The organism is Promicromonospora sp. NPDC023987 (assembly GCF_040639055.1).
Classification (GTDB): Bacteria; Actinomycetota; Actinomycetes; order Actinomycetales; family Cellulomonadaceae; genus Promicromonospora.
This window is the reverse complement of sequence record NZ_JBEZZF010000004.1, coordinates 138279-158275: the sequence shown is the minus strand read 5'-3', so window position 1 is coordinate 158275 and position 19997 is coordinate 138279. Positions and strand designations below refer to the sequence as shown.

17 protein-coding genes are annotated in these 19997 nt (G+C 71.6%); 11 read left to right on the top strand and 6 right to left on the bottom strand.

The genetic code is table 11. From position 1 onward, the window contains the following. The 6 genes from AB0F40_RS03885 to AB0F40_RS03860 all read right to left on the bottom strand — a co-directional run. Window positions 1–1608, bottom strand: a 1608-nt coding sequence (locus AB0F40_RS03885) for a hypothetical protein (RefSeq protein ID WP_357464393.1), incomplete at its 3' end; no start/stop codon positions are given. Further along, the gene (locus AB0F40_RS03880) at window positions 1605–4136 is read right to left on the bottom strand and encodes an ATP-binding protein (protein WP_357464391.1); all 2532 of its coding nucleotides are present in this window, start codon (window positions 4134–4136) and stop codon (window positions 1605–1607) included. The genes AB0F40_RS03880 and AB0F40_RS03885, both read right to left, overlap by 4 nt. Window positions 4137–4142: 6 nt before the next feature. Beyond that, window positions 4143–4880: a hypothetical protein gene (locus AB0F40_RS03875; protein WP_357464389.1), complete on the bottom strand. Its 738-nt coding sequence runs from the start codon at window positions 4878–4880 to the stop codon at window positions 4143–4145. 111 nt (window positions 4881–4991) lie between these two features. Beyond that, window positions 4992–5279: a hypothetical protein gene (locus AB0F40_RS03870; protein ID WP_357464387.1), complete on the bottom strand. Its 288-nt coding sequence runs from the start codon at window positions 5277–5279 to the stop codon at window positions 4992–4994. A gap of 14 nt (window positions 5280–5293) precedes the next feature. Next, entirely contained in the window at window positions 5294–6442 is a 1149-nt protein-coding gene (locus tag AB0F40_RS03865; protein WP_357464385.1) for a conjugal transfer protein, read from the bottom strand. Next, the gene (locus AB0F40_RS03860) at window positions 6439–6768 is read right to left on the bottom strand and encodes a hypothetical protein (protein ID WP_357464383.1); all 330 of its coding nucleotides are present in this window, start codon (window positions 6766–6768) and stop codon (window positions 6439–6441) included. The genes AB0F40_RS03865 and AB0F40_RS03860 overlap by 4 nt, the downstream gene beginning before the upstream one ends. A gap of 227 nt (window positions 6769–6995) precedes the next feature. On the opposite strand from AB0F40_RS03860, the gene AB0F40_RS03855 reads away from it, so the two are divergent. The 11 genes from AB0F40_RS03855 (at window position 6996) to AB0F40_RS03805 (ending at window position 19907) form a co-directional block, all read left to right on the top strand. Next, window positions 6996–7853 carry a hypothetical protein gene (locus AB0F40_RS03855; protein WP_357464382.1) on the top strand — a complete coding sequence of 286 codons (858 nt, stop codon included), beginning with the start codon at window positions 6996–6998 and terminating at the stop codon, window positions 7851–7853. Between the two features lie 507 nt (window positions 7854–8360). After that, a complete protein-coding gene (locus AB0F40_RS03850; protein ID WP_357464380.1) occupies window positions 8361–9065 on the top strand; it encodes an SAF domain-containing protein in 705 nt (234 codons plus the stop codon). Between the two features lie 5 nt (window positions 9066–9070). Next, the gene (locus AB0F40_RS03845; RefSeq protein ID WP_357464378.1) at window positions 9071–9973 is read left to right on the top strand and encodes a hypothetical protein; all 903 of its coding nucleotides are present in this window, start codon (window positions 9071–9073) and stop codon (window positions 9971–9973) included. Further along, window positions 9970–11607 (top strand): CpaF/VirB11 family protein, encoded by a 1638-nt coding sequence (locus AB0F40_RS03840; protein WP_357464376.1) that lies wholly within the window; start codon window positions 9970–9972, stop codon window positions 11605–11607. Before AB0F40_RS03845 ends, AB0F40_RS03840 begins: the two co-directional genes overlap by 4 nt. Then, window positions 11604–12482 (top strand): type II secretion system F family protein, encoded by an 879-nt coding sequence (locus AB0F40_RS03835; RefSeq protein ID WP_357464374.1) that lies wholly within the window; start codon window positions 11604–11606, stop codon window positions 12480–12482. The genes AB0F40_RS03840 and AB0F40_RS03835 overlap by 4 nt, the downstream gene beginning before the upstream one ends. 1 nt (window position 12483) lies before the next feature. After that, complete coding sequence (locus tag AB0F40_RS03830; protein ID WP_357464372.1) at window positions 12484–13404, top strand: hypothetical protein; 921 nt, start codon at window positions 12484–12486, stop codon at window positions 13402–13404. Window positions 13405–13478: 74 nt separating this feature from the next. Continuing rightward, a complete protein-coding gene (locus AB0F40_RS03825; protein WP_357464370.1) occupies window positions 13479–13775 on the top strand; it encodes a hypothetical protein in 297 nt (98 codons plus the stop codon). A gap of 3 nt (window positions 13776–13778) precedes the next feature. Next, window positions 13779–14159, top strand: a complete 381-nt coding sequence (locus tag AB0F40_RS03820; RefSeq protein ID WP_357464368.1) for a TadE family protein — start codon at window positions 13779–13781, stop codon at window positions 14157–14159. After that, a complete protein-coding gene (locus AB0F40_RS03815) occupies window positions 14156–14647 on the top strand; it encodes a TadE/TadG family type IV pilus assembly protein (protein ID WP_357464366.1) in 492 nt (163 codons plus the stop codon). Before AB0F40_RS03820 ends, AB0F40_RS03815 begins: the two co-directional genes overlap by 4 nt. Before the next feature lie 68 nt (window positions 14648–14715). Then, window positions 14716–15126 (top strand): pilus assembly protein TadG-related protein, encoded by a 411-nt coding sequence (locus AB0F40_RS03810; RefSeq protein WP_357464364.1) that lies wholly within the window; start codon window positions 14716–14718, stop codon window positions 15124–15126. Further along, the gene (locus AB0F40_RS03805; RefSeq protein ID WP_357464362.1) at window positions 15126–19907 is read left to right on the top strand and encodes a LysM peptidoglycan-binding domain-containing protein; all 4782 of its coding nucleotides are present in this window, start codon (window positions 15126–15128) and stop codon (window positions 19905–19907) included. The genes AB0F40_RS03810 and AB0F40_RS03805 overlap by 1 nt, the downstream gene beginning before the upstream one ends. The last annotated feature ends 90 nt before the right edge of the window (window positions 19908–19997 follow it).

Below are 19997 nucleotides of genomic sequence, written 5' to 3'. Positions count from 1 at the left end.
GCCCTCCGGCAGCGGCTCGGTGCCGGTGCGTCCGCCGTCGGGCGACCCGTCCTGGACCGTGCGCGCGGCCGTCGTCCAGGCGTTGCCGCGGCCGTCGTTCCCGGTGGTGCCGTCGGGTCCGATCGGAGTGCCGGAACTGTCGACCGGGATGGGCATGGTGCGGTTCTCGTCGCCCGTACCACCCGGTCCACCACCCGAACCACCAGCAGAGACGCCACCCGTGGTGCTGCCGACGGTGCCGCCACCCGGGTTCCCGTCCATGGCGGACGGGCCAGCGGCGGGGACGTCGTCGCCGTCGACGTCGAGCGCCTGGCCGTTCGGCTTCACCGGGGCGGGGCCCAGGCCGACGCCGGCCCATTCCCTGGCCTTGTTGTAGCGGTCGCGCCACTTCGCGCTGCCGTCCCACGGCATCGCGGCGGGCTCGCCCACCTGGGAGGGGACGCCGGCCGCCGCGAGCTTGTCGGCCAGCGCACGCAGGCCCTGCCGCACGCTCGCGCCCATCAGCACGTAGAACACGGCGCCCGCGATGACGAGCGTGTTGAACAGGTACAGCCGCACGAGGAACGGCAGGCCGCTAGTGGCGTCGTAGAAGCCGAGGAGCATCTTCATCCACGCCACCAGGAACATCGTGGCCATCGCGACGAGGATGCACCCGAAGCCGACGCTCGCGAACGTGCGGAAGAGCTGGGCCCGGGTACCGCTCGAGATCACGCCGACGGGGAGCTGCCACAGCAGCTTGATCGCCGACCAGCCAAGCAGCAGCACCGCGAAGATGGTGCCGCCGACGATCACCACGGACAGCAGCAGGAACACGAAGCCGGTGGTGAGCAGGCTGAGCGTCGAGACGACGGTGCCGGCATCGACCGTGGACGCCGCCTCCTGGTACGCCTCGTCGCAGGACCCGATCGCGTCGACGGCGTTGTCCCGCCCGACGTTGTCGGTATAGGTGTCCTCGCAGCCCGTGCCGTCGATGACCGTGCCGTAGTTGATGATCTGGTGCGGCGCGCGGAGCAGGGTGTCCACGAGCTGTCCCTTCAGGCCCTCACGGATCACCGTGGAGTCCCGCTGGAACGACGCACCCTCGGTCGCGAAACCGGTGGCGATGTCCATGCCGGCGTTCCGCGACTGCATGATGACGCCCTGCTCGCCGCCGATGGTCGCCATCGGGTTCGCGAGGAAGCCCGTCGCCAGGGCGGCGATGAGACAACCGATCAGCAGCTCCATGAACCCGCCGGCGTACCGGCCCTTGAGCAGCCAGAAGCCCACCACGAACGCCAGGATGATGAGCATGACGTTGAGCAGGCCGATCTGCGCGATCATGCCCTGCACGATGATGCTCAGCCCGGCGAGCGGCGCCAGGATGTAGCCGAGCCAGTCCATACCGAGCACCCAGTCGAGCACCCAGATCTGTACGGCCACCATGTCCCGGTACCAGACCCAGAACATGCCGGCGAGGGTCGAGAAGATCTCGGAGTCCACGTTCAGCGGGTTCCACGGCGAGCCCGTGTCCCACTGGAGCGTGAACCGGTCGACGGCCACCCCCTGGGTGTCCTCCAGGTTCAGCCCCCCGCCCGGATCGGCAGCCGGGAGCGGCGCCAGCCGGATCATGACCCGATCACCGCACCGGTGGAGCTGGTCGGTGTGGTCTTCACGGTCTGCGCGCGGGTCTCCACCAGCGGCGCCATGACCTTCGCCCGGCCGTACCGGGCCTGGAAGTCGCGGATGAGGCACTCGCCCCGCCGCTCCTCGGTCACGCCGACGGCGGCGTCGGTCACCGGGGCGGTGCCCTCGGTGACGAGCTTGACCAGGCCCTCGTCCACCGGCGCGCTCACCGGCAGGCCGTGCAGCCAGCGCAGCCCACGGCGGGCGAGGTTCGCGTCGCGGTGGCGCAGCAGCACGCGGAACGGGATCAGCCCGCGGACCACCTCGTTGCCGAAGTCCTCCTCCGCGTCGTGGCTGCCGAGCAGCAGCGCCGCCTTGTGCTTACGGCCGTCCCGGATGAACATGCCGATCTCCTCGGCGGCCTCCGGTGACGACATGGTCTTGGACGCCTCGTCGGCGGCGAAGATGTCGAGTCGCGAGCGGTCGGCGAAGCAGCGGTACCTGGCGAGCGCCGCGATCAGCGCGAACGTGGCGCGCCCGAACACCTTCTCCGCCTTGAGCTCTGCGAACAGGTGCCCGTGCTCCATGTCGGCCTTCGACGGCAGCTGCATCTTGTGGGTGTGCAGCACGATCGCCGGCGAGCTCAGGTCGAGCGGCGGCAGCGAGTCGTCGAAGAGGGCGCGCCCGAAGTCGAGCTCGGAGAAGATCCGCATCTCGTCGGCGAGCATCCGGGCGCCCGGGTACTCGCAGTCCATCTCGAGGTGCCGGGCGAGCGAGCCGAGCGAGGTGATCTTGTGGCGCCACATGTACTCGGTCTGCAGCACCTTGGACAGCAACACGTTCTGCTCGGACTTGGTCTGCACCGACAGCAGCACCGTGATGAAGGCACGAGCCACCCGTGGTGCCTGCGCCGGCGGCAGGATCCGCAGCGGGTCCATGGACACGGTCGCGTCCTCGGAGATCTCGACCACCTGTGAGTCGGGGATCTCCGAGACGGCGACACCCCACTCGCCCATCTCGGTGTGGTCCACCGCCATGAGCGTGGCCCCCATGTCGACGTTGTCCATGGCCACGGTCTTCATGGAAACGCTTTTCCCACTGCCGAGCTCGCCGACAAATCCCATTGCTAGCGCTACGTCCAACTTGTCCGTTGCGCCCGCCAAGTTCACGAACACCGGGTTCGGCCGGGCGGCCCCGTTGGAGATCTCGAGGGCGAACAGCGCACCCGAGGTGTCCCCGAGCTCCGTGGTCGCGAACGGCACCGCGGCCGAGAACGCCCGCGCCGTGGTGATCTGCGAGTACTCCCGCACGGCCCGCGGCGTCGGCATGCCGGGCAGGGTGGCCTCGAAGAGCGTCGGCTGGATGGTGGGGTCCGTGCGCAGCGAGAACTGCATCGCGGCGAAGTACTTGGTCAGGTCGCGGGCGTCGTCGAGCACCTGTTCGGGGGTGTGGCCGGAGACGGTGAACATCGTGGTGGCGTCCACCTCCACCTCGAGCTCGTCCGCGTCCATGACCGCCTGGTACTCGCCCAGGGCGCGCGCCGTCGTGTCAAGGGAGGACCCGGCGCGCTCCTCCTCGGAGCGCTGGTCGAACTGGTCGTTCAGGGTGCGCACCGCGCGCCGGTTGCGGTTGGTCACCTCGTCGCGCGAGCGCACGGTCATGCGGATGGCCCAGTCGCAGGGCACGCCCGACTCGTCGACCCGGCCGATCCACTCGCACCCCGGGTAGACGATCCCGCCCGACGGCGTATCGCTCACCACGAGTGTCGTCTGGTACGACGCGAGCTCTGGGTTGGTGGGGTCGAGCACCTTGACGTAGGGGCGCTTCAGGATCTGGAGGGGACCCAGCTTCTTCTCGGAGTCGGTCTGCCCGGCCGGGTCCACCAGCGCCGACGGCAGCACGGACGGTCCTGACAGGTGCATCTCGGCGTCCAGCGACCCGTCGACGGGCACCGCCGTGTCCAGCCCGAGGCCGCGTTGCATCGCGTGCCCGAACATCCACGCCATCTCCGCCACCGTCGCCGGCCGGGGATCGAACGCCGAGGGCATCTCCTTGCGCAGCGCCTCGGACTGCGCGGCCCGCTCGCCGATCGCATGCCTGCCCGGCACGGAGCGCGGCATCATCAGCGTGTCCTGGAGCGTGGTCCAGCTCGCGTGCAGCGGCTCCATGAACGCCTTCGCGCCCGGGTTGGCCAGGGGAGCGGCGATCCAGTGGACGCGCCGTCCGATCGGGATCTGCTCCAGGAAGTCGAGGGTGGCCTCGCACTCGGCGGCCCACGCCTCGCGCTCGGTCAGGTCGACTCCCTCGATCATCGAGAGCACCACCGAGGCGGGGTCGGTGGCCGCCGTCAGGCCGAGGTGCAGGGACTCGCCGCGCAGGGCGCGGTACAGCGCGGTGTGGTGGCGCCGCGCGGCGTGCTTCTTGTCCTCGGGCTGGAACGCGTAGGGCACAGGGGACACACGCCAGACCGCCCAGACGGTCCCGGTGCGGGTCCACATGAGGCCGTCGGTCAGGGCCGAGATGTGGCTCAGCATGGGGGCTCAGTCCTCTCGCGGGGTGGTGGGGGCTGTTCGGTCGGTCGGCTTGGGCTTCCCGGCGAGCAGCTGCCCGACGCCGGTGAGGTCGGCGGTCTTGCGGTCAGGGGCTGTCGCCGCCGCGGTGGCAGCGGCCGCTGCCCAGTCCGCGGGCGAGCGTTTGTCCGGGAGCGGGCTGGGCTCCTGGGTCGGTGCGGGTTGCAGACGCCTGCCCTCGAAGGTCGCGTCCGCGGGGCCCCGGCTGGTCAGCTCCGGCAGGAGCTCGGTCGGGATCGGCTGGACCGCGACGGGCCGCTGCGGCTCGGCCACCGGCCGGGCCGTTCTGGCGGGCGCCTCGACACGCGGTGCGGCGACGGCGGTCGGCCGTGGCAGCACCACCATGACCCGATGGGTCATGAGCCGCGGCTTGGGCAGGGCCACCTGCCCTCCGACCAGCCGTCCGGGGCTCGAGGTCAGGTTCATCGCGTCCATGACGAACGCGATGGGATTGCGGCCGCTGCTCGGGAGCTTGCCGGTGGCCCAGACCACGCCGACGACGACACCCACGGCGACCACGATGTTCATGAACCCGCCCAGCTGCGCCCACAGCGGAGCGGTCTTCCACAGCGCGAACGCCACCACGGCGCCCGCTCCCACCTGGGTGATCGTGTACGGGCCGCCCCAGATGCGCCCGCCGCTGGGTAGCTTCCCCACCAGCATGGGGATGCGTCGGGCCTTCGTGTAGAACTTCGCGGTCTCGGTCACCGGACACCCTCCTCACCACGTGCCGGGCGCGCGAACGCGCCCGCCTGACCAACCCTGTGTCGTGCCCTCAGCGTCCTGCCCATATTCCGGCCCTGTCGGCCCCGGCGGCAGTCAGAGAACTGTCTGCGTGTTCACGATGGCCGGAGCCGAGCCGAACTCGTCCCTTGCGAGCTCGGAGGTGACGTTGATGCCTCCGTTCACGAGCCACAGGACGATGCCGCCGACGATCGCCGACATCAGGATCGCGGCGATCGAGAGCTTCGTCTTCACGGCAGTGATGACGACCATGAGGATGACGACCACGAAGGTCACCGACTCGATGGCACTCTTGACCTCCTCGGACTTGACGGTGATGAGGTCGAGGAAGCCACCGCTGGCCATAACGATCTCGTTGATCATGGTTCTCTCCTTCGCTACTCCCCGGCGATGCCGGGGTCGGTGCCGGATGGCGTCGTGTCGATACGGACGGCCGGCTCGAGGCCGGCAACCTCCCAGCGGCCGTCTCGCGCAACCAGCGTGAGGACGTACTGGGCGGTGGTCTTCTCTCCGTCGAGCCGGGTGAGCTCGACGGTGGTCAGGGCGTGCGTGCCGTCGCCGTCGGTCGGGTCTTCCGTGACCTCGTGCGAACCCTTGATCCCCGTCACGGCGACGGCCGCGTACGGGGCGGGTGCCACGGCGGCGATCGACGTCTCGGGGCGCAGGTAGCGCGTGATCTCGCCGTCACCGGCGACCATGGCCGCGAGGAACCCGGAGACGGACTGCCCGGCGGCCGACGTCGGAGAGATGGTCTCGGGGTAGTCGAGGCTGGGCGGCTCCGCGGCAGCCGCAGGGCCTGGGACGGGTGCGGGCAGCGCGAGAGCGGTCACGGCCAGGTCGGGCCCGGACCACTCGGTGTCCGTGCGGTCGACCAGCACCGGAACCTGGAAGTAGCGGCGCACCCAGACGAGGGACACCTCCGCTTCTTTCTTGTCCGCCTTGGCGTCATCCTCTGCCGGAGGCGTCGAGCCGGGCGCGGGCTCGGCGACGTCCACGCCGACGGTCACGGACCACACGCCGTCGTCCGTCTGCTCGGCCTGGGCCACCGACGAGTCACGGATGGTCAGGCCCTCCTGGGGGAGCGAGCCGACCGGGGCGCTCGTCAGGGAGGCGAGCAGCTGCTGGTCGTTGCTGTCGGCCCGCAGCCAGCTCTCCACGAGCTCGACCGCTCGCTCGCCGGCGGCGGCGGTCTCGGACGTGCTCGTCGTGCCGGCGGCCGCGGAGACGGGGGCGGGCGCCGGTCGCAGCGCGGTCCACACCAGGGCGGCGGGCCCGGCCAGCAGAGCCAGCGCGAGCGCGGCGCCCCAGGCCTTGGTCGCCAGAGCGGGTCCGTTGGACCACTCCACGACCTGCGGGGGAGAGCTCTCGCCGTCGCCATCGCCTCCTGTCTCCGCGGGGGGCGCCGCGGGCTGGTCGGGTCCGCCGGTCCACGGCGAGCCGGTACTGGAGGCGCCGTCGGCCGGGGCGGGCAGCTCGGCCGGCTTGGCGGCCTTCTTGCCACGCCGACGTACGAGGAGCGAGCTCATCGCGTGCGCACCTCGTTCTGCAGGTCCGCACGGATGCGCGCGCGAGCCTCACGGGCGCTGCGCGCGCGGGGGCTGTCGAGCGCCTCGGTCAGGCGGACCGTCGTGTCCTCCTCGCCGAGGGGGTCCTCGGTGAGGGAGGCGATGAGGTCGCGCACCAGGGGCGCCACCTCACCGCGGGCTGCGTGCACCTCGGCGGTGTCGCGGAGCAGGGACCACGTGTGGTCGAAGTCCGGTGCATCGGGTTCCGCACTGCGGACGCCCGCACTGCCGAGGTCGGTGCTGCCGAGTCCGGCGCCGGGCGCCTGGTCGAGCTCGTCCTTGCTCATCTCGCCTCTCCCGTTTCTCCGTCTCTTGCGTCTGCTGAGCACAAATGGCAGGTGAGGAGTTCGTGTGACATCGGTAGTCCCCGGGTTTTGGCCAACTGTGACGCAGGTCACAACCATGCAAACGGAACGGGCAACAGTGGCGGGCAACACCCCCTCGATGGACTCGGGTCAGACCGGAGGGGGGAACCGCCATGCCTGCACGGACGCCTGCACCAGCAGGAACGCTGATGCGAGAGCTCGACCACGACTGGGCCGACCTGGTCCGCACCCGATCGTTCGCGACCGAGATCGAGCGCCTCGCCACACGGTTCCCGCAGATCGCGGGACTGCGCACGGGGGAGACGGTCCAGCTCGCCCCCGACGAGGCGGACGAGGTGCTGTACGCGCTCATCATCGAGCACGCGGGCGGCAGCTTCGCCGCCGGGCGTGCCGTGCTGCAGTGCATGCTTCCCGCGGTGCGCACCATCGTGCGCCGCTCACGCCGCCACTACCCGGACGTGCAGGACCTCGAGCAGGAGGCCGCCGCCGCGATGTGGGACGCGATCACCCACTACGACCTCGACCGCAGCAGCCGGGTCGCGATGCGGTTGCAGGGGCACACCCTCACGCGCGTCGTCGGCGACCGGGCCCCGCACGCACAGGGCGGCCGGGCGAGCCGCGGGCCACGGGTCGCGGAGATCCCCACCGACGCGTTCACGCTGACGGTCCTCGAGCGGCCGACGGCGCCCGAGCCAGGGCCGGACGCCGTCTACTCGCTCGCGAGCATGTCCCTCGGCACCACGGGCGAGGTGCTCGACGTCATCGCGTGGGGCCTCGACAAGTGCGCGCTGACGCGGGACGAGTCAGCACTTCTGGCGCGGCTGTACGCGCCGGACCCCGATCTCCCGGAGTACGCCGAGCTCGGCTCGGGTCGCGGGAACTATCAGCGGCGGGTGGCCCACGAGCTGGGCATCTCGCACGCAGCCTTGCGCCAGCGGGCGAGTCGCGCAGTGCGACGGCTGGCGGAAGCCGTTCAGTCCGGTGGTCTGTCTGGGGGACAGCCGGGCGAACGGGACGGTGAGGGGCGACGACGACCGACGGGCTGAGCACTGGGGGGTGCGTGAAGCCCTGATGTCGTCCGAAGTCCACCTCATCGCGAGAGGGCCCCACCGCCAGCGGGGCCCTCTCGTTCTGTCCCCATACGTCCGGACGTGTACCAAATGTAAAGGTCACCCGGAGACGGCCTTTGCGCGGGGCACGCGGCGCGGGAGGCTATTCTCATGCCTGACCTGCGGAGTCAACACCACGGCTGTGGTACCGACGCGTAAGCGGCAGATCGTTTCAAGGTCACTCAATATTCAAGTCATCTCCACAACTTTGAAGTCTGCTTGACCTAGCGGGTACCCGGAACCCTGATTAGCGTTCAACCTGCCGGGTTCGCCCGTGTGGATGAGGATTACCTGCGGTGACACGCGTGTGCCACCGCGGGGAAGCCCTCGATCAGCACGGGCGGGAGCACGGTGGAGACAGGCGCACGGATGGGAACCTCGATGGGTCCCGCACCGGGGGAACCCGAGGCGGACTCCGCCGACGGGCTCGGAGGAGACGGCACGGTGAGTAGCAGCACGAAGGTCGCCAACCAGGAGAAGCACGCCCGGTCAGCGGCGCAACCCCAGCGACCCGCACCCCCCGGGCCGCTGAAACCGACGCGCGCCCGCCGCCGGCCGGCACTCATCGCACTGGGCCTCGCGCTCGTGGCCCTGAGCGTGCTCGCGTCCGTGTACGTGACCAGCATGCTGGGCGAGACCCAACGGGTGCTCGCGATCACTGCCCCCGTCCCGCGCGGCACCGAGATCGAGTCGACCCACATCGGAGTCGTCGAGCTGCCCACCGGACCTACCTCGCTCAAGTCGTTGCCCGCCGCGCAGTTCGAGCAGATCGTGGACCAGGGCAAGGTCGCAACGACCGACCTCCGCAGCGGTCAGCTCCTCACGGAGGACAGCTTCGCGGACGAGCTCCAGCCGCCGGCCGGCCGGTCCATCGTGGGCATCGCACTCGCAGCCAACCAGATGCCAGCCGGGAACACGCTGCAGCCCGGCGACGCCGTGCGCGTGGTCGAGACACCAGCGACCGGTGGCGAGCCGCCCGCCGAGGCGCCGTTCACGATCTCCGCCACCGTGCTCGGGGTCACGGAGTCCACCCTCGCGGACCAGAAGGTCGTCGACGTCGAGGTCGCCTCGAACAACGCGGCGGCGCTCGCCGCCCGTGCCGCGACCGGCCGCGTCGCCCTCGTGATCGACGCCGTCGGGGCTGGGTGATCCGGGTGGCTCTCATTGCCCTCGCCAACGCGAAGGGCTCCCCCGGCACGACGACGGCGGCCCTCGTGCTGGCGCTCCAGTGGCCTCGTCCGGTGCTCCTCGTGGAGGCCGACCTCGCCGGGTCGTCGATCCTGGCCGGGTACTTCCGTGGACAGCTGCCGCACGACCGCGGCCTCCAGCCGCTCGCGATCGCGCACTCCCACGGCGACCTCGAAGCCTCCTTCTGGGAGCAGACCATCCCGCTCGTGCGAAACGATCCGGACAAGAAGCTGTTGCCCGGGATCGTCAGCCCGCACACCGCCCCCGCCATCGCGAATCTCTGGGCGCCGCTGGCCAACCAGCTGGTCGCGCTGGAGCGCGGCGGCATCGACGTCCTGGTCGACCTCGGACGGCTCGGCACCGGCGGCGTCGTGCGCGAGGACCGGGAGCCGATAGTCCGGCTCGCGGACCAGGTGCTGATCACCACCGGCTCGCGCCTGCCCGACATCGCGGTGACGCGGGAGCTCGTCAAGTCCCGTACCTCGGTGGTCGACGCCGCGGCGCGCGAGCTCACCAACCTCACCGCCCTGACCGTCGGCCCCGGCCGGCCGTACGACGCGGGCGAGATCGCGCGGACCCTCGGCCTCGGGACCGTAGGCTCCATGGCGTGGGACCCGGTGAACGCCGAGGTGTTGTCCGTCGGCTCGCCGGCAGGCCGCCGGTACTCGACGTCGCCGCTCGTGCGCTCGGCCGGGCCAGTGATCTCGCGTCTCCAGGACCGCACCGAGAAGCGGCGCGCCCGCTTCTCGACCGGCCCCCGCGACGGCGGTGGGGCATCCGGCCCGCGGCGCCCGCCCGAGTACGCGGACGGCCTCTCGGGGATCGTGCAGGGTGGCGCGCCCTGGCGTGACGGCAGGGGGAACGCATGAGCACGCCCGAGTTCCCGGACCTCTCGTCGCTGCCGATCTTCCATGAAGCGGACGACCAGCCGCGTGCGCTGCCGCGCCGTTCCGGCGCCGACGGAGGTTCGGGGCCCGAGGCGCGCTCCACCTCCGTACAGAACCGGGCACTACCGGTCGAGCGTGCCAACGGCAGCGCCCGTAACGCCGGCTCCGGCGCTCCCGCGGCGCACCGCGGCGCCGCACCCTCGTCCGGCAACGGCTCCTCGCCCTGGGTCGGGGCAGTCGCCCGCGCCGGGCGGGAGTACCACGGACAGCCGGGCAACCCGCGGCTGCGCGACTCCGAGTTCTGGCGTCAGGTCAACAGCCTGCGCGGCGAGGTCTCGTCGCGGCTGACGACGGCGCTGTCGACGCGCGAGCTGGACGAGGAGCAGCGTGAGGCGCTGGGCCAGGAACTGATCCAGCAGGTGGTGCGCGACCACAACGACGCTCTGCTCTCCGGTGGTCAGCGGAACTGGACCCCCGAGTACCAGGTCGAGGTGACGCGCGCGCTGTTCGACGCGCTCTTCCGGCTCGGCCGCCTGCAGCCGCTCATCGACACGCCCGACGTCGAGAACATCGAGATCACGGGCACGGCGCCCGTGCTCCTGCTGATGGGCGACGGGCGCCGCACGTACGCGGAGCCGATCGCGGACTCCGACGCCGAGCTCATCGACTTCCTCCAGTTCCTCGCGGCACGCGACCCCGCGAACGAGCGGTCGTTCACGCGCGCCAACCCGTTCCTCAACCTGGACCTGCCTGGTCGCGTGCGGCTGGCCGCCGTCGGCTGGGTGGTGCCGTGGCCGCGCGTCACGATCCGTCTGCAGCGCCTGCAGTCGGTGGACCTGGAGCTGCTGCGCCGGAACAGCACGATCGACACCGTGCTGGTCGAGTTCCTCACGGCGGCGGTCCGCGCCCGCAAGTCGATAGTGGTGTCGGGCCAGGGCCAGGGCAGCGGTAAAACGACCCTTTTGCGCGCTTTGTGTGCTGGGCTGGATTCCTGGGAGTCCATCGCCACCATCGAGACCGACTACGAGCTCTACCTGCACCTCGAGCCCGAGAAGCACAAGCGCGTGGTGGCCCTGCGCACCCGCGAGGGTTCCGGCGAGATGAACGCGACGGGCCGCCGTGTGGGCGAGATCAACACGAACGTCAACGTGTACGAGTCGCTGCGGCACAACATCTCCCGCGTGATCGTCGGCGAGGTGCGCGGGCCCGAGATCGTGTCCATGTTCCAGGCGATGCAGATGGGCAACGGCTCGCTGTCGACGGTGCACGCCGACGGCGCACGCGACGTCGTCGAACGCCTGGTGGGCATGGCCGTGCAGGACTCCACGCTGTCGGAGACGTACGCGTACCGGCAGGTGGCGCAGTCGGTGGACCTCATCGTCTTCCTCCGGGTCGACTCGGCGGGCGACGGCCGAAGGCACCGCTACGTCTCCGAGGTGATCGAGGTGACGCGCGGCGAGGCCGGCAACCCGGTGGCGATCACCGACGTCTTCGAGCCCGGGCCGAACGGCCGTGCGGTGCCGAAGACGACGCCGTCGTTCCTCGCTGACCTGGAGGCGGTCGGCTTCGACGCGAGCTTGCTGAACTACCGCGAAGGACTCTGGGAGCTCGCATGACCCTGCTGATCGCCGTGCTGACGGGCCTCGGCCTGGGCCTCGGTCTGTGGTTCGTGGTCGTCGGGGCGCAGAAGCACGAGCCGACCCCCAAGCCCGTCCGGACCACCCCGCCCTTCCACGGGCTGCTCCGGCTGTTCGGCCTGACCAAGGGCGGCCCGCTCCACCCCCAGCGCAAGGTGCTGGGTATCGGCGCCGCCGCGGGGCTGGTCGCCGGGATCGTGACCGGCTGGTGGTCGCTCGTGCTCATCGTGCCCGTGCTGATCGTCGGTCTGCCCTCGCTGTTCCGCACCACCACGCAGTCCAACGAGGTGGAGAAGCTGACCGACCTGACCGCCTGGGTGCGGTCGCTGATCGGCGTGCTGTCCGGGGGCGCCGTCGGGCTGGAGCAGGCCATCGCGGCCACGCTGCACAGTGCGGCGCCGTCCGTGCGGCCGTCGCTCGCGCGGCTCGTCGCGCGTCTGGAGGCGCGTCAGCCCATCAAGCCGGCGCTCTACCGCTGGGCGGACGAGATGGACGACTACTCGGCCGACATGATCGCGTCGGCGATGATCCTCGAGTCGGACAACCGCACGGGAGCCGTGGCGCCCGCGCTCCGGCAGCTCGCCGAGTCCCTGTCGGCCCAGGCCAAGGCGCGGCGCGAGATCGAGACCGAGCGCTCGACCGGTCGCGCGACGGTGCGCTGGGTGACGATCGTGACGCTCGTGGTGCTGGCCGCCACGGCGATGTCCGGGTACCTCAGCGGGTACGACTCACCGCTCGGCCAGGTGGTGGCGGTCGTCCTGTTCTGCGCGTACGTCGTCTGCCTGTTGTGGATGCGCAAGATCAGCCTCGGACAGCCGATCCCGCGGTTCCTTCCCGACGAGCGGAGGGCCTGACATGTGGCCATGGGCAGTGGGAAGCGGTGTGGTCGCCGGGTTCGGCCTGTTCCTCGTGGTGCGTGAGCTGCTGCCGTCGACGCCGCGGCTCCAGTCCGCGCTCGACCGCCTGAGCGGCGATGACAGGATCGAGCCCATCACGGTGTCCGACGGCGGTGAGCTCACCGCCACCCAGCGGTACACCCAGCTGTTCGGGGCGTGGGCGCAGCGCCGGCTGCCCATCTCGGTGCTGGGCCGTGGCGGTCCCTCCCGCGCGGACCTCGACCTCATCGGCAAGACCGCCACCGACCACTACGGCGAGAAGGCCCTCGGCACGGTCATCGCGCTGGTCGCGGTGCCGTTCCTCGGGCTGTGCGTGGGGCTCTTGAACCTGGGCATGCCGGTGTCGGTGCCGGTGGGGGCGGCGGTCGTGTTCGCCCTTGGCGCCTGGTTCCTGCCGGACCTCGACGCACGGAGCAAGGCGAAGCGAGCCCGGCAGGAGTTCGCCCGGGCCGTCTCGACGTACCTCGAGCTGCTCGCGATCGAGCGCATCTCCGGCGCCGGCGCCACGCAGGCCACGTTCGCGGCGGCGCAGGTCGCGGGGTCGTGGCCGTTCCGGCGGATCGCGGCGACGCTCGAACGGAGCCGCTGGGAGGGGCAGGCGCCCTGGGTGGCGTTGCGCGAGCTCGGCGAGGAGGTCCAGGTCGACGCGCTCGGCGAGGTCGCCTCCATCGTGGAGCTCGCGGGTACCCAGGGCTCGGCGATCCACGACCAGCTGCAGTCCAAGGCGGCGGCGATGCGGGACGCGCAGCTCGACGTCGAACAGCAGCTTGCCCACGATGCGACCGTCCGCATGACGGTGCCCGGGACCATGACCGTTTTCGTGTACTTTTTGATGCTCATTTTCCCGATCGGGGTCACAATGTTTCAGACTGCACCCTGAACCTGGTCGTCCCCCGTGTCACACGAGCCGGTTCTTACCCATTTGTTGAAGTCGACAGCACCCCAGGAGTCAACATGAACCAGCACCTGAGCCAGGGCCGGTCGGCGACGTCGCGCGTCGCCGCACGGGCGTCGTTGCGCGCGGCTGCGGCGCGTGGTCGCGTCGACGCCCTGAACACCCGCTTCGCCGAGCGTTCGGCCGAGCTGCGCCGTCGGCTGGCCGCTGGTCGCGACGGCGAGCCCGACGAGGCCGGACTGGAGTCCATCGAGGTGGTCGTGCTCTCCGTGGTCGGGCTCGGTATCGCCATCGCGCTCGGCGCGGCGATCAAGGGCCTCGTCGACCGCTACATGTCGCAGCTCGGGGGGCCGTAAAGCATGAACGAGCGCGGTGCCGCCTCTCTGCAGACCGTACTGACATACCCGATCGTTCTGATGCTCATCTTCGCGATGGTGCAAGGCATGCTCTACTTCCACGCGCAGAACACGGCTCAGTCCGTGGCCAACGGGGCCGTCCAGGCCGCGCGCGTCGAGGGTGGCACCGTCGACTCGGGATACGCGGAAGCGGCAGCGCGCCTCGATCGTGGGGGCGACGCGTTCGCGACGGTCGACGTGTCGGTGACACGTGGGGAAGAGACGGCTACCGCGGTCGTGACGGGGCTGGCGCCCTCGATCGTCCCGGGATTCCGCGGGCTGCGGATCGAGCAGTCGGCCACTGGGCCCGTCGAGCGGTTCACGTCGGCGGTGGTGGGGCCATGAGCGGCGGGCACCGAAAGGTGACCATGCACCTGCTGCCAGAAATCGCCTCGGTCTGGCAGCAGCTGCATGGTCGTCCCGAGCGCGGCAACGTAGCCATCAATACCGCTGTGATCTTTCCGATGCTGCTGCTCATCGGGCTGCTGCTCGTGATGGCGGGACGGATAGTCCTGGCCGAGGGCGTGGTGCAGTCCGCCGCGAACGAGGCAGCGCGGGCGGCGTCGATCAGCCGGACGGCCGCCGTGGCCGGCGCGCAGGCGACGTCGACCGCGACCTCGACGCTCGTGAACTCCGGGGTGCGGTGCGCGTCGACGTCGGTGGATCCGGCGACCGACGCGTTCGAGCTGCCGCTCGGGACCGTCGGGACCATCACGGTGCGGGTGGAGTGTGTGGTGCCGCTGCGCGATCTCGGCCTGCCGGGTGCGCCCGGCTCGCGAACCATCAGCGCTACCGGGACGTCGGTGCTGGACGCCTATCGGGGGCGGTCATGACCAGGGGGGTTGGGCGGATGTGGGTGCGGCGTGTGCGGACGGCTGGATCGCCGCCAGGTGTTCGGGCAGTGCGGGAGCGGGGCGAGGTCAACATCCTCGCGGCGGGCATGGTGCCCGCGCTCATCATCGCGATCGGCCTGGTGGTCGACGGCGGCGGGCGGCTGCATGCCGAGGACGAGGCCGAGTACGCCGCTGACCAGGCCGCACGGGCTGCCGCGCAACAGATCCGGATCGATCGCGCCCAGCTGGGGCTGCCTCCCGAGCTGGACCCCGCACGCGCGACCCAGGCTGCCGCCGACACCCTCGGCGCACTGGGGGTGCAGGGCGGCGTGACGGCCGTCAACGGTGCCACCGTCAACGTGGGAACCCAGGTCACCTACGAGACCACGTTCCTGACGTTGATCGGAATCAGCTCGCTCAGTGTCTCGGCCGACGCCGAGGCGCGAGCAGTCCGCGGAATAGGACAGGAGGGATCCTGATGAGCACCTCGACGGTCCAGGGTCGTGCGGTGTCGGGCGGGCCCGAACCGCGGCGAGGCACGGGCGCACGTGTGGTGAGAGGTCTGGGCGCGGCGCTGCTGCTGATCGCGCTCGTGGTCGGGATCCCGATCGGTCTGTGGCTGCTCGGCGGTCCGCTGTGGACGGGTCCCGTCACCCTCGACCGGGTCATCTCCGTGCTGACCACGCCCGACGTGACGGGTGCGGTGCTGATCGGGCTGGTCAAGGTCGTCGGCTGGATCGCGTGGCTGACGTTCGCCATCGCCGTGCTGATCGAGGTCGTCGCGGCGCTGCGGGGTCGCCGTTCGCCGCACGTGCGCGGGCTCGGGGCGCAGCAGCGTGCCGCCTCCGTGCTGGTCGGCGCGGTCATCACGATGCTCGTCGCTGCCCCGACGGTGGCGCCGGCGATGGCCGCGACCACGCCGCTCGAGACGGGTGCTACCGGGACTGTCGTGTCTGCCCCGGCCCTGCCGGGTGCTGTCACGCCGGCCGCTGGTCCGGTGGGCGGTGCCGGTGCCGCGGAGAAGGTGGGGGAGCGCGCCGGGGCGGACGAGGCGCCGTCGGCCACGTACACCGTGCAGCCGGGCGACTCGCTGTGGCGGATCGCCGAGCAGACCCTGGGCGACGGCGCGCGGTTCAAGCAGATCGCCGACCTCAACTACGGCGTACCGCAGGCCGACGGCAGCGCGCTCGACGCCGGGAACTGGATCGAGCCGGGCTGGGTGCTGAGGCTGCCCGCGGAAGCCGAGCCGTCGGGGGTCGAGTCGTCGCGGGTCGAGCCGTCGCTGGTCGAGCCTGTCGAGACCCGGACCGGGGTGTCGCCGACGTCGACCGGCCAGGCCGACGACGCCGGGGACGATCCTGTCGGGATCGCTCCGTCCAAGAGCACTGCCGTCGAGGAGGCTGAGGCGGGTGGCCCGGGTTCGGACGCCGCGGTCTCGGACCCGGTGGGGACCGTCGACGTGCGCAACCGGGGCGCCGAGCCGAAGGACGCCGAGGTCGTCGTCGAGTCCGGCGACACCCTGTGGGGTATCGCCGAGGAGGAGCTCGGTGACGGGACCAAGTACCCCGAGGTCTTTGAGGCGTCACGGGACACCGAGCAGCCGGGCGGGGCGCGGCTCACCGACCCCGACCTGATCCTTCCGGGCTGGACCGTGACCGTCCCGGGTGCCGGGTCGACGTCGGACGCCGGGTCTGACGGTGCGCGTGCCGATGACGCGGCGCAGCGTTCGCCGGAGGGGGAAGGGTCTTCCGACCGGTCTTCCGACGAGGCGTCCTCGGATGAGGGACCGTCTGACGGAGAGGCCGCGGACGAGGCTGGCGGCGCGGCCGACGAGTCGGGTGCGCCGCAGGAGGGTTCCGGCGACGAGAAGCCGAACCCCGCGGAGTCCGCGGGCGGGGCTGCCGGGCTGTCGGACGAGTCGGAGCGGTCCGAGAAGTCCGATGCGCCGGAGCCGGCGACGCCGTCGACCGAGGTGACGCCGGATGGCGCCGTCGAGGTCGAGCCGGAAGACATCGAGGAGCAGGGCGGCGCGGGGAGCGACGTCGTCGAGGAGGACGGACAGCCCGCCGAGCGGCCCAGCAACGAGCGGCCGGCCGGCGAGGTCCCGCCCACCCCGCAGCCGAATCGTGTGGGCCAGAACGCGGAGCCCAAGACGCCCCCCGCGGACCGGGACGACGCAGGACAGGGCACTGGTCAGAGCGGTGCAGAGCAGAACGGCTCCGACAAGCCAGATCCCGCCGACGCCGGGACCGGCACAGCGGGAATCGGCGGGCGCGAGACCAAGGAGCCCACGCCCGAGGAGACGGCGGACGGAATCCTCGTCCCCGAGGCTCCGCCGGCCCCTCGGGACACGCCCGAGCCGCAGTACGACGAGGTCACTCCTGAGGACCTCCGGAACGATCCCGACCTCGACCCGGAGGAGTCGACGTCGCAGAGCCCTGCGCCAGGCGACTCGCGCCCCGGGGACGGCTTGATCGCCGACGAGCTCATGCCCGAGGGCTGGCTCGACGAGCCCTCGGACGGTGAGACGTCGTCCAGCAGTGGCACCACCTGGGGCGGCGACCGCACGCCGGACCAGGACGTAGCCGTCGAGAACGGTGCGGCAGCGCTGACCGGGGGGCAAGCGCCGGCTCTCCCGAGGTCTGACGCCGCCGACAGCTCTACCGGCGGCTCGGTCACCGAAGAGGTTCTGCCCGAAGAGCTTGCCGGGAACGATCCGGTCGCCGAGGACAGCGCCCCCGAGGTCGCCGTGGAGACGTTCGCGCCCACGGAGGCGTCGGCGTCTGTGAACGCGTCCGGGGGGACGCCGGTGGAGGCTACGGCGTCGGTCGAGGCTACGGCGTCGGTGGAGGCGCTCCCGCCCGTCGACGTCGCAGGTGTCACCACGGCAGGACCCACGGCAACGGCGACCGCTGGAGCCGCCGCCACGACAGCCGGCGACGGTGCGTCCGTGCTCGACGCGGCGACCGACGTCGTCTCGGAGGCCGTCGAGGACGTCGACGAGGCGGTGGGGATCCGCACCGCGGCCGGCGTCGGCGGGCTGCTCGCGGCGGGACTGATCGCGCTGGTCGCCGTCAAGCGCCGGCGGACGCGCAAGGGCCGCGAGCCCGGCCAGACCGTCGTCGTGCCCGGACCGGAGACTCCGGCGGGTGCGCTCGAGCGCGACCTGCGCAGCGTCGAGGACTCCTTCGGACGCGAGCACGTCGACCGCGCGCTGCGCAGCCTCGCCCAGTGGCACCGCGAACGCGGCCTCCCGCTACCCGGCGTGCGCGTCGCGCGGCTCAAGAGCGGCGAGTTCGTCGAGCTCTACCTCGATCACGCGGCCGACCTGCCCGAGCCCTGGGCGAGCACCACCGACCGGTTCGTCTGGCAGCTCGCAGCGGGCGACGTCGACGCCGCGGTCCGGGGTTCGGTGGTCGAGCCTGCCGAGACCGCCGCACAGCGGGTCGAGCCTGTCGAGACCGACGGCGAGGCGCCCTACCCGGCCCTCGTCACCGTCGGCCACGACGACGAGGACACGCACCTCATGCTCGACCTCGAGAACCTCGCGTGCCTCGACATCCGCGGCACGGACGCCGCCGCACAGGCGACGCTCGCGGCGCTCGCGGTCGAGCTGGCGACGAGCCTCTGGGCCGACGACCTGCAAGTGACCGTGGTCGGCACGCTCGGTGAGCTGCCGGGCGTGGTCGACACGGGCCGGGTCCGGCACGTCTCCAGCCTCGCCGGGATCATCCGCGAGCTGGAGGCCCGCGCGGCCGACGTCGACCGCACGCTCGCCCAGGTGGGTGCCGCCTCCGTCGCCGAAGCGCGCGGTCGCGGGCTGGCGACGGATGCCTGGACACCCGAGATCCTGCTGGTGGGGGAGCGGCTCGGCCTGGTCGAGCGCGCCAAGCTCGAGGGCCTGGTCGAGCGGGTACCAGGCGTGGGAATCGCGGCGGTGACCTCCAGCGCGGAGGTCGGCGAATGGGTGCTCGACCTCACCGGTGAGCTCACCAACGGCGACACCACCCGCGGCATCCTCATGCCCGCCTACATAGCGGTGCGCCCGCAGCAGCTCGACGCCGCCACCTACGCACAAGCCTTGGCCCTGTTGGCCGATCCCGAGACCGCACCTGGCCCCAGCTGGAGCCGTTCGATCGACCGCACGGAACCGACGCTCGAGGAGATCCCCATGGACGTTGTCCGCGCCGGTGCCGCGGATTCGGACGTCGTGGTCGGAGAGGGATCGGGGCCGGCACCAGCACCCGGCTACGGGACGGCGACCGCGGGCGGTGCCCCGACGACGTCGGGCGGGCGCTCCGAAGGCTTCTCGCCGTGGGCGACCGCCGCGGTGAGCGTGGCGACGCCACCGCTGGGTACGCCGGTGGTCCCTGGCCGACGGGTCGAGTCGGGTGGTCCGTTGGTCGAGCCGGGTTCGTTGGTCGAGCCGGGTTCGCGGGTCGAGCTTGTCGAGACCAAGCCCGCGGTGAAGCCGCTCGTGCGCGTCCTCGGAACCGTCGAGCTCGCCGGTACGACCGGCGTCGAGCTGCCGTCCACGCACCAGCGGCAGGCGACCGAGCTCATCGCGTTCCTGGCGTTCAACCCGGGCTCGCGCGGGTCGGACATCTCGAAGGCGCTGTGGCCGTCCCGCGAGCCGAACCTCGCGACCCGGCGTTCCGCGGTATCGCGGGCGCGCCGCTGGCTCGGCACCGACCCGGGAGGCTACGAGTACCTGCCGCGCTACTGGTCCACGGACGACGGCGGCCAGGCCGACCTCGAGTCCGCCGGGTACCGCCTGCGCGGCGTGCGGACGGACTGGCACACCTTCTGCGACCTGGTCGGATCAGACCTGACCCAGACGCCGACGTCGGACCTGCTGGCCGCGCTGGACCTCGTGCGCGGGCGGCCGTTCGAGGGCGTCCCGCTGCGCAAGTACGTGTGGGCCGAGCAACTGATGCACACGATCTCGTCGGGTGTGGTGGACGTGTCCCACGAGGTGGCGCGTCGTGCCTTGCTCGCCGGTGACGTGGCGATGGCGCGGCACGCGTCCCAGGTGGGGCGCCTCGCTGACCCGGTGGACGAGCGCTCGTGGCGCAACGGGATCCGCGCGGAGATCGCCTCCGGACGGCGTGATGCGGTGGGCCGGCTCGTGGACCGCTTGAGGGACCACCTGGAGCAGCTCGCGATGGAGCCCGAGCCGGACACCGAGGAGCTGCTGGCCCAGGTGGACGAGCAGGACCGTCGTCGCGGGGCCGACGCGGGCCGGGCGCCGCGCGGCTGACGCCGGTCTTCTCGTTGGTCGAGCTCTGTCGTTGGCCGAGCTCTCTCGGTGGTCGAGCTTGTCGAGACCCAGCTGGTCGAGCCTGTCGAG

Bases quoted from the DNA above. Each gene is read 5' to 3' on its own strand.
- AB0F40_RS03835 (WP_357464374.1), top strand. From the start codon at position 11,604: ATGACCCTGCTGATCGCCGTGCTGACGGGCCTCGGCCTGGGCCTCGGT.
- AB0F40_RS03830 (WP_357464372.1), top strand. From the start codon at position 12,484: ATGTGGCCATGGGCAGTGGGAAGCGGTGTGGTCGCCGGGTTCGGCCTG.
- AB0F40_RS03820 (WP_357464368.1), top strand. From the start codon at position 13,779: ATGAACGAGCGCGGTGCCGCCTCTCTGCAGACCGTACTGACATACCCG.
- AB0F40_RS03855 (WP_357464382.1), top strand. From the start codon at position 6,996: ATGCGAGAGCTCGACCACGACTGGGCCGACCTGGTCCGCACCCGATCG.
- AB0F40_RS03825 (WP_357464370.1), top strand. From the start codon at position 13,479: ATGAACCAGCACCTGAGCCAGGGCCGGTCGGCGACGTCGCGCGTCGCC.
- AB0F40_RS03865 (WP_357464385.1), bottom strand. From the start codon at position 6,442: ATGAGCTCGCTCCTCGTACGTCGGCGTGGCAAGAAGGCCGCCAAGCCG.
- AB0F40_RS03805 (WP_357464362.1), top strand. From the start codon at position 15,126: ATGAGCACCTCGACGGTCCAGGGTCGTGCGGTGTCGGGCGGGCCCGAA.
- AB0F40_RS03840 (WP_357464376.1), top strand. From the start codon at position 9,970: ATGAGCACGCCCGAGTTCCCGGACCTCTCGTCGCTGCCGATCTTCCAT.
- AB0F40_RS03815 (WP_357464366.1), top strand. From the start codon at position 14,156: ATGAGCGGCGGGCACCGAAAGGTGACCATGCACCTGCTGCCAGAAATC.
- AB0F40_RS03880 (WP_357464391.1), bottom strand. From the start codon at position 4,136: ATGCTGAGCCACATCTCGGCCCTGACCGACGGCCTCATGTGGACCCGC.
- AB0F40_RS03870 (WP_357464387.1), bottom strand. From the start codon at position 5,279: ATGATCAACGAGATCGTTATGGCCAGCGGTGGCTTCCTCGACCTCATC.
- AB0F40_RS03860 (WP_357464383.1), bottom strand. From the start codon at position 6,768: ATGAGCAAGGACGAGCTCGACCAGGCGCCCGGCGCCGGACTCGGCAGC.